Origin of the sequence: Sulfitobacter sp. DSM 110093 (assembly GCF_022788715.1) — a bacterium.
Taxonomy (GTDB): Bacteria; Pseudomonadota; Alphaproteobacteria; order Rhodobacterales; family Rhodobacteraceae; genus Sulfitobacter.
Genome location: NZ_CP085167.1, coordinates 33451 through 46322 on the forward strand (window position 1 = coordinate 33451; position 12872 = coordinate 46322).

A 12872-nucleotide genomic window follows, 5' to 3' on the forward strand; every position below is an offset into this window, starting at 1 on the left:
CGATGAAGACAGTACTCGTCTCTGCTGCCGCGTTGATCGACATCGATGGTCGCGTCCTTCTGGCCCAGCGGCCCGAAGGCAAGCCCATGGCTGGCCTCTGGGAGTTTCCGGGCGGCAAGATCGAACCCGGGGAAACACCCGAAGCGGCGCTGATCCGTGAACTGCACGAAGAACTGGGGATCGAGACATGGGAATCCTGTCTCGCTCCGCTGACCTTTGCCAGCCATAGCTATAGTGATTTTCATCTGCTGATGCCGCTTTTTGCTTGTCGCAAATGGGGCGGAACGCCTGTTTCACGTGAGGGGCAGACGTTGAAATGGGTCCGCCCAAACGAAATGCGCGCCTATCCCATGCCCGAAGCAGACGTGCCGCTTATATCAACTCTGCGTGACTTGCTCTAGCGGATCGTTGCATAAATGCCCTAGTAATTACTCTAGCTCAGCATGTTGCAAAATATTTAACCATCAACGCACCATACTGAGGCAGACTTGTAACATCTGTATGAAAGGGTGCCGACATGCTGAAAACGATCACTATCGGAAGTTCCATTTACGTTCAGGGTATTTTTGTAAAAATGTTAGCCGGGGGCCGCATGGCCGTCCGAGTTGACGGAAAGATTTTCGAAGGCACGCCAGTCTAAGAAAATCACAATGGAACGCCTATTTGAGTGAACGAATAGGCGTTCCGGCGCGTTTTACCCTACCATTTGGTAGGGAAAATTATGTCATCGCAGCGCGCTATTGTCATTCTTAACCGCGGTTCAGGCCGTCAAAACGGTGACCAAGCCGAAACAACGATCCGAAACGCATTTGCGCGGCACGGTATCACGGCTGAATTTATTCATATAGACAAACGTAACGATCCCAAAAGTGCAGCGCATCAGGCGCTGTCTAAGGGTAATGGCATCATTGCCGTGGCCGGCGGGGATGGCACCATCTCGGGCGTGACCTCGGCGATGGTAGAACAAGATCGGCCACTTGGGATTATCCCGCAAGGTACCTTTAATTACTTTGCACGCTCTATGGGCATCCCCGAAGACCTTGATCGAGCGGTAGACCTGATCGCCAGTGGGGAAAGCCGCTCGGTGCATGTGGCCACGATAAATGGGGAGACGTTCCTGAACAACGCGAGCATCGGCGCTTATCCCGCGATTCTCAAAACACGCGAAGGGATCTATCGTCGTTGGGGCCGCAGCAGGATCGCCGCCTATTGGTCGGTCATCAAAGCATTGATCGACTTCCGGACGACGCTAAAGCTAACCATTGTCGTAGACGGCAAGGAAAACACACTGCGCACGCCGCTGGTCTTTGTGGTAAACAACGCTTTCCAATTGGATCAGATGGGGCTTGATGGCCAAGATTGCATTGCACGCGGCGACATGGTGTTGCTGGTCGCTCCCGACACCTACCGCTTCGGCCTTCTGCGCCACGCCATCGCCTTGGCCACAGGGTTAGCCAAACCCCATACGGATTATGAAATGCTCTGCGGGTCAGAAATCGAAATCCGCATGAAACAGCGCAAACGCTATGTTGCGCGGGACGGAGAGGTTTCCATTATGAAAGGCCCTTACCGTCTTACCCGTGCGGTGTCGCCCATCCATATTTACGCTCCCATTGCTGGGAAGGAGGCCGTGAGATGAGCCGTTTGATCCATCTATCAGACCTACATTTTGGCAAGGATCGCCCCGATCTTTTGACCCCTTTGCTGAACGCGGTGAACGGCTATGATCCCGACTTGGTTATCATTTCAGGAGACCTGACACAGCGGGCGCGGGAAAAGGAATATCGCGCGGCGCGGGCATTTATTGATCGCATCAATGCGCCAGTTCTAAGCGTGCCTGGCAATCACGACATTCCACTGCACCGCCCATTCACGCGTTTTATGATGCCGTGGCGGTATTACCGCCGTTGGATCGCCCGCGATCTGACCCCGGTACATCATGGCGCGGATTTCATTGCTGTCGGGATCAACACGGTCGACAGGTTCAAATGGCAAACCGGAAAACTAGGCCTTCATCGGCTGCGTCGCGCCTGTCGCGCGCTATCAGGCGGGGGGAAAGACACCATGCGCATTGCTGTGTGCCACCATCCACTCGATCACCCTACAGAGACAAAGAAACGGCCTATTCCCGGTGCACAACGCGCCTTACGGCGGCTGCTAGACTGCGGCGCTGACCTGATCTTATCGGGCCATCTGCACATCTGGCACGCAGGCACCTTTGCCCATCCTGCCCCCGAACATGACGGCCATCTCGCGATCCAGCTTCATGCTGGCACGAGCCTATCCTCCAGGCAGCGTGGCGAGCCGAATGATTTCAACCTGATTGATATCTCGCCCCTGCACGTCAATCTCGCTCGGATCAGCTTTGACGATAGCAAAAAGGCATTCACAAAAGCAGAGGCCCGGCAATTTGACCGGGCCTCTGGGGAATTTGTCTTGTAAGCGCTTGGCTTAGGCCAATGTGCGGGTCACTTCTTCGCGCTCGAAGATCTCGATCACATCGTCGGGACGGATGTCATCGTAGTTCTCAAACGCCATGCCGCATTCCTGACCGGACTGGACTTCAGGCACCTCGTCTTTGAAGCGCTTGAGCGTTTTCAGTGTGCCTTCGTGGATCACGACGTTGTCGCGCAGCAGACGCACACCCGCGCTGCGGCGGGCGATGCCCTCGGTAACCAGACAGCCTGCAACTTTACCCACACCGGTGACCTTGAAGACTTCTTTGATGTTGGCATAGCCAATGAAGTTCTCTTTGATCTCGGCGCTCAGCAGACCGCTTGCAGCCGCTTTTACGTCATCCACAAGGTCATAAATGACCGAGTAGTAACGGATTTCGACGCCCTTCTGGTTGGCCGTGTTCCGGGCCGAGGCGTTGGCACGGACGTTGAAGCCCATGATCGGTGCGCCAGAGGCTTCGGCCAGACCGACATCCGTCTCGGTGATCGCGCCCACACCGGAGTGCAGAACCCGAACGCGGACTTCGTCGTTGCCGATTTTCTCCATCGCCTGAACGATCGCTTCAGCAGAACCCTGCACGTCGGCTTTGACCAAGATCGGCAGCTCGCTGACGTCTTCGTTCGCCTTGGCATTGGCCATAAGCTGTTCCAGCGTCGTCGCAGCACCAGCAGCGGCACGTTTGTCCTTAGCTGCATTGGCGCGGTATTCCGCAATCTCGCGAGCCTGCGCTTCGGTCTCGGTCACGTTCAATACGTCACCGGCCTCTGGCGTGCCGTTGATGCCAAGCACCTCAACCGGCACCGAAGGACCTGCTTCTTTGACGCGCTCGCCTTGGTCGTTGATCAGCGCACGAACCTTACCGTACTGCTCACCCACAACAAAGATATCACCCTGACGCAGCGTGCCGTTCTGAACCAGAACAGTCGCAACAGGGCCACGGCCCACATCAAGCTGCGCTTCGATCACCGCACCAACAGCGGCCCGGTCTGGGTTCGCCTTCAGTTCGAGGATCTCGGACTGCAATGCAATCGCTTCGAGCAACTCGTCTAGACCTTGGCCCGTGGCCGCCGAAACTTCGACGTCCTGCACATCGCCAGACATCTTCTCGACGATGACTTCGTGCTGAAGCAGATCCGTCCGGACCTTATCAGGGTTCGCAGCAGGCTTATCGACCTTGTTGATCGCTACGATCATCGGCACTTTGGCCGCTTTCGCGTGGGCAATCGCTTCGATCGTCTGCGGCATCACGGCGTCATCCGCCGCGACCACCAGAACCACGATATCCGTTACCTGAGCGCCACGCGAACGCATGGAGGTAAAGGCCGCGTGTCCGGGCGTATCAAGGAAGGACAGCACCGCGCCATTGTCGGTCGTGACCTGATAGGCACCGATGTGCTGGGTGATCCCGCCGGCTTCGCCAGCAACCACTTTCGCATTACGGATCGCGTCGAGCAGCGATGTTTTACCGTGGTCGACGTGGCCCATGATCGTGATGACCGGGGGACGACCTTGCAGGTCTTCGGGCTTGTCTACGATCTCTTTGATGACATCTTCGACATCAGAGTCGCTGACGCGCACAACCTTGTGGCCAAACTCTTCGATGATGAGTTCAGCAGTATCCGCGTCGATGGTTTCATTCTGCGTGACCATCATGCCGTTCTGCATCAGCGCTTTTACAACAGCGCCAGTCTTTTCGGCCATACGGTTGGCAAGCTCGGATACAACAATCGCAGGGGGCAGATTGACATTGCGCACGATCTTCTCGCGCTCAACTTGACCACCCATGGCTTTTTGACGCGCACGTTCCTGCTTGCGCTTCATCTGCGCCATGGAGCGTTGACGGCCACCTTCGCCACCGTTGAGGGCTTGGTTTACTGTCAGCTTACCAGAACGGCGGCTGTCGCCACCCTTGCTACGCTTTTTGGTGTCGTCGCGGTCACGCTCTGTGGTCTTACGCGGCGTTGCGGCGGGCATGGGCTTGTTGCCCGGCTCACGCGCGGCGGCAGGTTCTGGCGCGGGAGCGGCAGCTGCCGCTTCGGCCTCTGCTTTGCGGCGTGCGTCTTCCTCGGCTTTCGCCTTAAGGCTTTCCTCGCGCTCACGCTCTTCGCGTTCCTTGGCTTCGATCTCTGCCCGGCGGCGCTCACGCTCCTCGGCGCGGGCCTTTTCCTCGGCCTCACGCGCTGCGGCTTCCTCAACCTCACGGGCTTTGGCGGCCTGAACAGCCTTCAGACGACGCTCCATCTCGGCATCGGTGATGCCTGCGGGACGTTTCTTGGGATCCCCAATCGGCCCGGCACCCGGCCCGGTTGGTTTCTGGCCACCCGGCTTGGGCACCACAACACGCTTGCGCTTGGTTTCGACCACAACGTTCTTGGTCCGCCCGTGGCTAAAGCTTTGCTTTACATTCCCCGGACGTGCGCCGCCGCGCAGACCCAATGTTTTCTTGCCGTCACTATCGCTCATGAAGCTCGTCTATCCTTTCGGATGGCCGCTGCCACCCTCGTTTACGCGCACGCCTTTAAGTCGTCCGGCTTCCTCTACAACACGTTGCGTGAGTCCGCCAGAGGCGAGCGCCCCATGTATCACAGTTTGGCGACCGAATGCCAAACCCAATTCATCGGCTGTCAACCAACCGATGTAGTGACCGTAATGAGGGGTGCTCAGCTTGGACTTACCGCGCCCTGACCCGTCTACGGCCTGTATCAATACTTCGGCCTCTTCGGTTTGCAACCAACCCTTGACCTTTTCGTAGCCGGCGACCGCCTTGCCTGCCTTGCGCTGGAGCGAGATCAAGTCCACCACCCGGCGCGCCAATTGTTGCTCGACTTCGTCGATCAACCCCTCTGGCAGCGTGACCGGCTGTTTCGCCGACCGAGCAAAGGCCTTTTTCTTTACCGCAAGTTCCAGCGCGGCACGGTCAGCCGAGACATAAATGCCCCGACCCGGCAGTTTACCCAAAATATCCGGGTAAACCTGATTGTCCGGGCCGATCACAAAACGGATCAACCCGTGTTTTGGCTGCACGTCGCCCGTGGCAATGCACTTGCGTTCTGGACCAGTCTGCTGGTCATTCGAAGCGCCACCGCGTCCCATGTGCAACCCCCGAGGCCCGATTAGGCCTCGGCCTCCTCGGCGTTCTCGCCGTCTGTTTCTACGTCGTCTTCGTCCGCGTCGGCTTCAAGCTCGGTCGGGTCGACCCAGCCCAGCATGACACGGGCGGTCATGATCATAGCTTGGGCGTCTTCAAGGCTGACCTCAAAGGGCTCAAGCGCACCATCGTCCTTAACACGCTCGCCGTTGACCGTGGTCCAGCCGCCAGCCAGTTCCCAATCGGCACAGGTGGCGAAATCTTCCAAGGTTTTCACGTCGTCTTTTGCCAGCGCTTCTAACATTTGGGGGGTCAGACCCTCAAATTCAACCAGGCTGTCTTCGACACCCAAGGCGCGGGCGTTATCAAGTGCAGCTTTGTTCTGCGCTTCGAGCACATCACGGGCACGGGCCTGCAACTCGCCAGCGGTGTCTTCGTCCACACCGTCGATGACCAGCAGCTCGTCAACTTCGACATAAGCCACTTCTTCGAGGTTGGTAAAGCCTTCGGAAACCAGAAGCTGGGCAAAGAATTCGTCCAGATCGAGGTTGTCCATGAACAGCTTGGTGCGCAGTTCGAACTCGGCCTGACGGCGCTGGCTTTCCTGCTCTTCGGTCATGATGTCGATATCGAGACCGGTCAACTGGCTGGCCAGACGCACGTTCTGACCACGGCGGCCAATCGCAAGCGACAGCTGCTCTTCGGGAACGACGACTTCGATTTTACCGGCTTCTTCGTCCAGAACCACTTTCGACACTTCCGCAGGCTGAAGCGCGTTCACAAGGAAGGTCGGCTGGTCTTCGTTCCACGGGATGATGTCGATTTTCTCGCCCTGAAGCTCGTTCACGACGGCCTGCACGCGGCTACCGCGCATACCAACACAGGCACCGACAGGGTCGATGGAGCCGTCATGCGAAATCACGGCGATCTTTGCGCGCGAACCGGGGTCACGGGCGACGGCTTTGATCTCGATGATGCCGTCATAGATTTCCGGCACTTCCATCTTGAACAACTCGGCCATGAACTCAGGCGCGGTGCGGCTCAGGAAAATCTGCGGGCCACGCTGCTCGCGGCGCACGTCTTTGATGTAAACGCGGATACGGTCGTTCGGGCGATAGCTTTCGCGGCCGATCTTTTCGTTCCGGCGCAGGATCGCTTCGCCAGCGCCCACATCGACGATAACGTTGCCGTACTCCTCGCGCTTGACCAGACCGTTGATGATTGTACCGGCGCGGTCTTTGAATTCTTCGAACTGGCGATCACGCTCAGCTTCGCGGACCTTCTGCAGAATTACCTGCTTGGCCGACTGCGCCGCGATGCGGCCCATCTCAACCGGGGGGACTTCTTCGACGTAAGTGTCGCCGACCTTGGGGTCAGCCATATACTGCTTGGCTTGGTCTACCGTAAATTCGGCTTGATAGTTCTCAAGCTCTTCGTCCTCGACCACAGTGCGAACGCGGGTGAAGGTCGCTTTGCCGGTCTTGCGGTCGATATCGACCCGGATGTCCATCTCGGCGCCGTAGCGGGACTTGGCGGCACGGGCGAGGGATTCTTCCATCGCTTCGACGACCAGACCGGGGTCGATCATCTTTTCGCGCGCAACTGCCTCGGCGGTTTGCAACAGCTCAAGCTGGTTTGCAGATGTAATGGCCATTAGGTGTCTCCCTCAGCAGACTCTTCAGTCTCGATATCATCAAATTCGTTTTCGTCGATCGCGCCGGACGCTTTGCGCTGGCGGAGCATTTCTTTGATCAGGTCGTCGGTCAGCACCAGCTTGGCATCGCTGAGCCAGTCGAACTGCAAGCCGATGGTGCCTTCTTCGACATTGATCAGCACTTCGCCACCTTCAACGCCAGCCAGCTCACCCTTAAAGCGGCGGCGGCCATCGATCAGTTCGGTGGTCTCAATCTTGGCCTCATAGCCCTCAAAGGCATCGAAATCCTTAAGCCGCGTCAGCGGGCGGTCGATGCCGGGGCTGGAAACCTCAAGCGAATATTCGTCCAAAATCGGATCTTCGACATCCAAGACCGCGCCGATGGCCTGCGAGATTTTGGCGCATTCGTCCACCTCGATCCCGCCATCAGGCCGGTCGGCCATGACTTGCAGGATGGTAGACTTGCCCGACATCAGGCGGACGCGCACCAACTCAAAGCCCATGTCCTCGATCACCGGGGTGATGATCTCGGCCAGGCGGCGGTCAATGGCGGCTTTGGCAATCAGGTCATTCGACATGAGACATCCAATTTAAATCTGGCAGTTTCGTTCAGGCATAAAAAAACGGGCGCGCGGCCCGTGTTCAAGATCGGTGGAGCCTTCGGTTTGGACCCGAAAGCGCCGCTGTTGAAAGGGGATATAGGCCGGAAAGCCTGAAACTGCAACCCCTCTCAGCCGAACCACCACCGCTCAGCCGCGCGCAGGTTGTCCATCGGCGCTTGGCGTCCGGGGTTCGGCGGTTGGCGCAGATTGTCCGACAGGGCGCTGACCCCGCCGGCGCTATCTGCCTGAAGTGTCACATCACCCCGCTCGCGATAGCGGGGCCCCGCGGGTAAATCCGCTGCATCCACAAGCCCTTCGCTCAGTGCTTGCGCCCGGACCTCCCGCGCGGGGATCGAGACAAGCTCGACCGTATCGAACCATCCGGCTGTGCCGTCCTTGTAATGGCTCTCCACCCGCTCGGCCAAAACCTGACGCCCGGCGGAAAAGCGCCGCAGACTGTAAAGCCCGGTGCCGATCCCGGCCTCTGCGGCATGCGCCGGGCGGATCACATAGCGCGATTGCGCCAGCAGCAGCGGCAGGTCGGGATTCGCCGCGGCCAATGTGACCTGCACCTTCAGGTCGTCTTGCACCGCGACCTCAGCTTCGGTCAGGACGGATTGCAGACTGGCCACAACATCGCGGGCGGTCAGCGGGCTGCCATCGTGAAAGCGCACATCGGGGCGCAGATCGAATTGCCATTGCCGCGCGCCGTCGCTGGCTTGCCAGCCAGTCGCCAACTCACCTTTGAGGATGCCATTGCCCGTAACTTCGGTCAGCGTGTCAAAAATCAGCCCCTGCCGCGCGACCTGCATGAACAGACCGTCGCCTTTGACCCAAGTGTCGTCACGCGTGGCACCCGAAAGCGCCAGCCGCAAACGGCCCCCGCGCCGGGGTGGCTCTCCGGCGCCCGCACCTGTCGCGGCCAGCAAAGCCGCAGCCGCACCGGTGGTGAAAAGCGCCCGGCGATCCAGCAGAGAGTTGCGCCCGCGCGTCACTGGCAAATCCTATCCATGGTCCGCACCAGTTCTGCACTGATCCCCGGCTCTGACAGGGCGTGGCCCGCGTTGCGGATCATCCGCAGATCGGCATTGGGCCAGCGCTCCGCCAGCGCATAGGCGCCCGAAGGGGGACAAATCATGTCATAGCGCCCCTGCACGATCACCCCCGGAATATGCGCGATGCGGCCCATATGTTCGAGGATCTGACCGTCGAACTCCAAAAATCCATTGTTGGTGAAGTAATGGTTCTCTAACCGCGAAAACGCCCGCGCATAGGCCGATGGCCCACCGTGCGAAACGCCATCAGAATGCACCGACGCCAGCGCATTCTCCCACGCGGCCCATGCGCGGCCATAGTTCTGCTCAACCCCCAGATCGCCCGAAAACAGCCGTCGGTGGTAAGCCGCGATTAGATCAGCGTGCTCCCCTTCGGGGATCATATTTACAAAGCGCGCCCAAAGTTCGGGCCAGAATCGCCCGGCCCCGCCGCCGTAGAACCAATCAAGCTCGGCTTGCGTCATGAGAAACACACCACGCAGGATCAGATGGCGCACGGCCTCTGGATGCGCTTGGGCATAGATCAGGGCCAAGGTCGCCCCCCAAGAACCGCCAAAAACCATCCATTTGTCGATGCCGAGTGTGCTGCGAATCAGCTCGATATCCGCGACCAAATGCCATGTCGTGTTGTCCGTGACCGACGCATGCGGGGTGGAGCGTCCGCAGCCGCGTTGGTCAAACAGTACCACCCGGTACACCTTGGGATCGAAATAACGCCGCATTGCCGGGCTACAGCCGCCACCGGGGCCGCCATGGAGCACGACAACGGGGATACCATCGGGGTTGCCGCATTGCTCTACATAAACCTGATGCCCCTGCCCCACAGACAACATCCGCTGGTCGAAAGGCTCCACCGGCGGATAAAGATGCGCTGCGTCGCGTTTTTGGTCGGGATACTTGTCCATTGCCGCCCTATATAGTCATTGAACCCAAAAGAGCACAGGGAGATCAGAATGCAAGCGGATCAATCAACCATCGACCCCGCCGAGATCGCCAAATTCGAGGCGATGGCCGCCGAATGGTGGGATTTGAACGGCAAGTTCAAGCCGCTGCATATGCTGAACCCCTGCCGATTGGATTATATCACCAGCCAAATCGCCGGGGAGTTTGACCGCGATCTAACTGCCGACGCGCCGTTTAAGGGTCTGCGCATTCTCGACATCGGGTGCGGCGGCGGGCTGCTGTCGGAACCGATGGCCCGGCTGGGGGCCGAGGTGGTCGGCGCGGATGCGGCGGCGGGCAACATCCCCGTCGCGCAAATTCACGCGCAGCAGTCGGGGCTGGAGATTGATTATCGCCACACCACCGCCGAGGATATGGCCGAGGCCGGTGAGAAATTTGACGTCGTGCTGAATATGGAGGTCGTTGAACACGTTGCCTCCCCCATCGACTACCTGATCGCCTGCCGCCGCCTGCTGAAACCCGGCGGGCTGCACATCTGTTCGACCCTGAACCGCAATCCCAAATCCTTCATGATGGCGATTGTGGGCGCAGAGCATGTGATGCGCTGGCTGCCTAAGGGCACACATGACTGGAACAAGTTCATCACCCCCGATGAGCTTTATGAGCTGCTGAACCGCGCCGGGCTGGAGCCTGTGGACCGCAAGGGTTTCGTCTTTAACCCCGTTGCATGGTCTTGGCGTCTGTCGGATCGGGATCTGAGCGTGAACTACGTGACCGCCAGCCTTAATCCGGGCCTTAACCCTGGCTCAACTGACGCCTGAGCGCGCGCAGGATCGGCAGCGTGGCGCGGACCTGCTCTTCGCCCAGATCATCCACCACGTTGGAAATCATCGGCGTGATCGCGTTCACCGCGGCATCCCGTGCCTGCCGCCCGGCGGGGCTGATCGCAACCATCTTGCGCCGCGCGTCATCCCAATCGGGGCGAATATGAACATAACCGGCCCACTCCAGTTTGCTGAGCGTGTTGGTCATCGCCCCGCGGGTGACGTTGAATGTCTCGGCCAATTGCGCGGGCGAGCGTTCGCCGCCGTGCCACGACAGAGAGTTCAGCACCGAAAAATGCGAGATCTCCATCCCGCGCGGCAGAACCCGCGTTAGGCGACTGCGCACCTGTTGATCGGCGGCCAGCAATTCACCGAACAGCATGATCGCAAGGGTATTTTTATCGTCGGTCATCTTAGGTCCGGTCAGGGCGCGGCAAAGGTGCGGCGGTTGGCAAGGCTGGGCACTTTGGCGCGGGCCTTGTCACATTCTTCCATGTCCATGTCACAAAAGTAAACGCCGGGGGCCGTCCCGGCATCCAACACAACCTCCCCCCAAGGGGCCACAACCAGCGAATGCCCATAGGTGTCGCGGGTCTTATGCTCGGTGCTGGCATGGGTGCCGGTCTGCGCCGGAGCCAGCACATAGCAGCCATTCTCAATCGCCCGCGCCCGCAGCAGACTGTGCCAATGCGCGGCCCCCGTCACCGGAGAGAACGCCGCAGGCATCGTGAGGATACGCGCCCCCGCCTCTGCAAGTGCCTGATAAAGCGCGGGAAAGCGCATGTCATAGCAAACTGACATGCCGATCTTACCAAAGGGCGTCTCGGCCACTACCGCCTTATCACCGGGGCGATAGCCTGCGGACTCTCGGTAGGTTTCTGTCGCGCTGATATCCACGTCGAACATATGGATCTTGTCGTAACGGGCCACAATCTCTCCCTGCGGAGAGATCAGGAATGAGCGATTAGCAAAACGCCCGTCGCCGCCGCGCGTCTTAAGCGCAAGCGAACCGATCAGCAGCCAGATACCAGCCTTCGCCGCCTCTTCGCGCAGGGCGGCGAGGGTGGCATCGTCTTCCTCATAGGCGAGCACTGCCTGCTGATGGGACCGGCTGGTGCTGACGCAATTCGTCACCTCGGGCGTCAAGACAAATTCTGCCCCGCCCGCCACCGCCTCGCGCAATAAGGCGCGGGTTTCGATCAGATTGGTGGCCGGATCGTCCGAGACGTTGAGTTGCAGCAGCGCGGTTTTCATGTGTCTTGCAGCAGCGCGTCGAGTTTACCAGCGCGGTCCAGTGCGTAAAGCTCATCACAGCCACCTACATGCACCTCACCGATAAAGATCTGAGGCACGGTACGGGCACCGCCAGCGCGTTGGATCATCTCTTTCTTGCGCTCAGGTTCGGACAGAACATCGACCTCATCAAAAGCCGCGCCCTTTTGGGTCAGCAGACGTTTGGCGGAATGGCAAAACCCGCAAAGCGGGGAGGTATAGATTTCGACAGGTTGCATAGATCACCCTTTGAACAGTTAACGTTGCACAGTGATCTAGGTCTCTTTGGCCACGCGCGCCAGTGCCAGCACGAAAACGGGGCCGGAACCGGCATCAATACAGGCCTGCGTCGTGGCCGTTAGTGTGGCCCCCGACGTGAATACATCATCCACCAAAATCACGGGCCGCGCGATCAATCTGTGGCGCCGTCGTGGGTGAACGCGGATCGCCTCATGCAGCACGTCGAACCGTTCCACCCGCCCCAACCCATCAAGCGAGGGCGTGCTCCGGGTGCGTTGCAGCAAGTCAGGGCACCAACTGAGACCAGTCTGCGCCGACAGCGCCTTGGCCAGCAGGGCCGATTGATTGTAGCGCCGCTTCAGCAACCGTAGCCAATGCAACGGCACCGGAGCGATCAGCGCCTGTTCGGGCAAAATTTCCTGCACCGCCTGCGCCATCCAACGGGCTGCGGGGCGAGCGATCTCTTGGCGGTCGCCGTGTTTCAATGCCAGCACCAGTTTGCGCCCCATATCCCGATAGAGCAACGCCGCACGGCCCTGTGCCCAAGGGCGCGGTGTGGCAAGACAAGCATCACAATGCGGTGAAGCCAGATCGCCGCCACCCGGCAGCGGCACCCCGCAAGCATCGCAAACCGTGCCGCCGATAAAGGACATGTCACGCCAACAGGTGCCGCAAAGCCCGAAATCTGCGTCCACCACCCCGCCACAGCCCAGACAGCGCGGCGGGTAAATTAACGACACCGCTGTTTGAAGTCCCCGTGGCGGCATTCTATGTGTT

14 protein-coding genes are annotated in these 12872 nt (G+C 59.4%); 4 read left to right on the top strand and 10 right to left on the bottom strand.

The features are described 5' to 3' along the window. The first annotated feature begins 2 nt into the window (after positions 1–2). The 3 genes from mutT to DSM110093_RS00145 all read left to right on the top strand — a co-directional run bounded on the left by mutT (position 3) and on the right by DSM110093_RS00145 (position 2442). On the top strand, positions 3–401 hold the full coding sequence (gene mutT / locus DSM110093_RS00135) for an 8-oxo-dGTP diphosphatase MutT (protein WP_243266152.1): 399 nt from the start codon (positions 3–5) through the stop codon (positions 399–401). Between the two features lie 320 nt (positions 402–721). Beyond that, complete coding sequence (locus DSM110093_RS00140) at positions 722–1639, top strand: diacylglycerol kinase family protein (RefSeq protein ID WP_243266153.1); 918 nt, start codon at positions 722–724, stop codon at positions 1637–1639. Further along, the gene (locus tag DSM110093_RS00145) at positions 1636–2442 is read left to right on the top strand and encodes a metallophosphoesterase (RefSeq protein ID WP_243266154.1); all 807 of its coding nucleotides are present in this window, start codon (positions 1636–1638) and stop codon (positions 2440–2442) included. Before DSM110093_RS00140 ends, DSM110093_RS00145 begins: the two co-directional genes overlap by 4 nt. Positions 2443–2451: 9 nt before the next feature. On the opposite strand, the gene infB is transcribed toward DSM110093_RS00145, so the two are convergent. The 6 genes from infB to pip all read right to left on the bottom strand — a co-directional run bounded on the left by infB (position 2452) and on the right by pip (position 9761). After that, positions 2452–4920, bottom strand: coding sequence for a translation initiation factor IF-2 (gene infB / locus DSM110093_RS00150; protein WP_243266155.1), 2469 nt, complete (start codon positions 4918–4920; stop codon positions 2452–2454). 9 nt (positions 4921–4929) lie between these two features. After that, positions 4930–5550, bottom strand: coding sequence for an RNA-binding protein (locus tag DSM110093_RS00155; protein WP_243266156.1), 621 nt, complete (start codon positions 5548–5550; stop codon positions 4930–4932). A 20-nt stretch (positions 5551–5570) separates the two neighbouring features. After that, complete coding sequence (gene nusA, locus DSM110093_RS00160) at positions 5571–7199, bottom strand: transcription termination factor NusA (protein WP_243266157.1); 1629 nt, start codon at positions 7197–7199, stop codon at positions 5571–5573. Continuing rightward, positions 7199–7777 (bottom strand): ribosome maturation factor RimP, encoded by a 579-nt coding sequence (rimP, locus tag DSM110093_RS00165; RefSeq protein ID WP_243266158.1) that lies wholly within the window; start codon positions 7775–7777, stop codon positions 7199–7201. The genes nusA and rimP overlap by 1 nt, the downstream gene beginning before the upstream one ends. Before the next feature lie 152 nt (positions 7778–7929). Next, a complete protein-coding gene (locus DSM110093_RS00170) occupies positions 7930–8796 on the bottom strand; it encodes an ABC transporter substrate-binding protein (protein ID WP_243266159.1) in 867 nt (288 codons plus the stop codon). Further along, on the bottom strand, positions 8793–9761 hold the full coding sequence (gene pip, locus DSM110093_RS00175; protein WP_243266160.1) for a prolyl aminopeptidase: 969 nt from the start codon (positions 9759–9761) through the stop codon (positions 8793–8795). Before pip ends, DSM110093_RS00170 begins: the two co-directional genes overlap by 4 nt. A gap of 48 nt (positions 9762–9809) precedes the next feature. On the opposite strand from pip, the gene ubiG reads away from it, so the two are divergent. Beyond that, positions 9810–10580, top strand: coding sequence for a bifunctional 2-polyprenyl-6-hydroxyphenol methylase/3-demethylubiquinol 3-O-methyltransferase UbiG (gene ubiG, locus DSM110093_RS00180; protein ID WP_243266161.1), 771 nt, complete (start codon positions 9810–9812; stop codon positions 10578–10580). On the opposite strand, the gene DSM110093_RS00185 is transcribed toward ubiG, so the two are convergent. The 4 genes from DSM110093_RS00185 to DSM110093_RS00200 are packed head-to-tail and all read right to left on the bottom strand — an operon-like array spanning position 10555 to position 12862. Continuing rightward, complete coding sequence (locus tag DSM110093_RS00185) at positions 10555–10995, bottom strand: MarR family winged helix-turn-helix transcriptional regulator (RefSeq protein ID WP_067627893.1); 441 nt, start codon at positions 10993–10995, stop codon at positions 10555–10557. The genes ubiG and DSM110093_RS00185 overlap by 26 nt on opposite strands. Before the next feature lie 11 nt (positions 10996–11006). Next, positions 11007–11837, bottom strand: a complete 831-nt coding sequence (locus DSM110093_RS00190) for a carbon-nitrogen hydrolase family protein (RefSeq protein WP_243266162.1) — start codon at positions 11835–11837, stop codon at positions 11007–11009. Next, a complete protein-coding gene (gene grxC, locus DSM110093_RS00195; protein ID WP_243266163.1) occupies positions 11834–12094 on the bottom strand; it encodes a glutaredoxin 3 in 261 nt (86 codons plus the stop codon). The genes DSM110093_RS00190 and grxC overlap by 4 nt, the downstream gene beginning before the upstream one ends. A gap of 36 nt (positions 12095–12130) precedes the next feature. Beyond that, positions 12131–12862, bottom strand: a complete 732-nt coding sequence (locus tag DSM110093_RS00200) for a ComF family protein (RefSeq protein ID WP_243266164.1) — start codon at positions 12860–12862, stop codon at positions 12131–12133. Between the last annotated feature and the right edge of the window lie 10 nt (positions 12863–12872).

Coding starts and splice junctions, on each gene's coding strand:
- infB (WP_243266155.1), bottom strand. CDS start 4,920: ATGAGCGATAGTGACGGCAAGAAAACATTGGGTCTGCGCGGCGGCGCA.
- grxC (WP_243266163.1), bottom strand. CDS start 12,094: ATGCAACCTGTCGAAATCTATACCTCCCCGCTTTGCGGGTTTTGCCAT.
- DSM110093_RS00155 (WP_243266156.1), bottom strand. CDS start 5,550: ATGGGACGCGGTGGCGCTTCGAATGACCAGCAGACTGGTCCAGAACGC.
- DSM110093_RS00190 (WP_243266162.1), bottom strand. CDS start 11,837: ATGAAAACCGCGCTGCTGCAACTCAACGTCTCGGACGATCCGGCCACC.
- nusA (WP_243266157.1), bottom strand. CDS start 7,199: ATGGCCATTACATCTGCAAACCAGCTTGAGCTGTTGCAAACCGCCGAG.
- mutT (WP_243266152.1), top strand. CDS start 3: ATGAAGACAGTACTCGTCTCTGCTGCCGCGTTGATCGACATCGATGGT.
- DSM110093_RS00185 (WP_067627893.1), bottom strand. CDS start 10,995: ATGACCGACGATAAAAATACCCTTGCGATCATGCTGTTCGGTGAATTG.
- DSM110093_RS00140 (WP_243266153.1), top strand. CDS start 722: ATGTCATCGCAGCGCGCTATTGTCATTCTTAACCGCGGTTCAGGCCGT.
- ubiG (WP_243266161.1), top strand. CDS start 9,810: ATGCAAGCGGATCAATCAACCATCGACCCCGCCGAGATCGCCAAATTC.
- DSM110093_RS00200 (WP_243266164.1), bottom strand. CDS start 12,862: ATGCCGCCACGGGGACTTCAAACAGCGGTGTCGTTAATTTACCCGCCG.
- rimP (WP_243266158.1), bottom strand. CDS start 7,777: ATGTCGAATGACCTGATTGCCAAAGCCGCCATTGACCGCCGCCTGGCC.
- DSM110093_RS00145 (WP_243266154.1), top strand. CDS start 1,636: ATGAGCCGTTTGATCCATCTATCAGACCTACATTTTGGCAAGGATCGC.
- pip (WP_243266160.1), bottom strand. CDS start 9,761: ATGGACAAGTATCCCGACCAAAAACGCGACGCAGCGCATCTTTATCCG.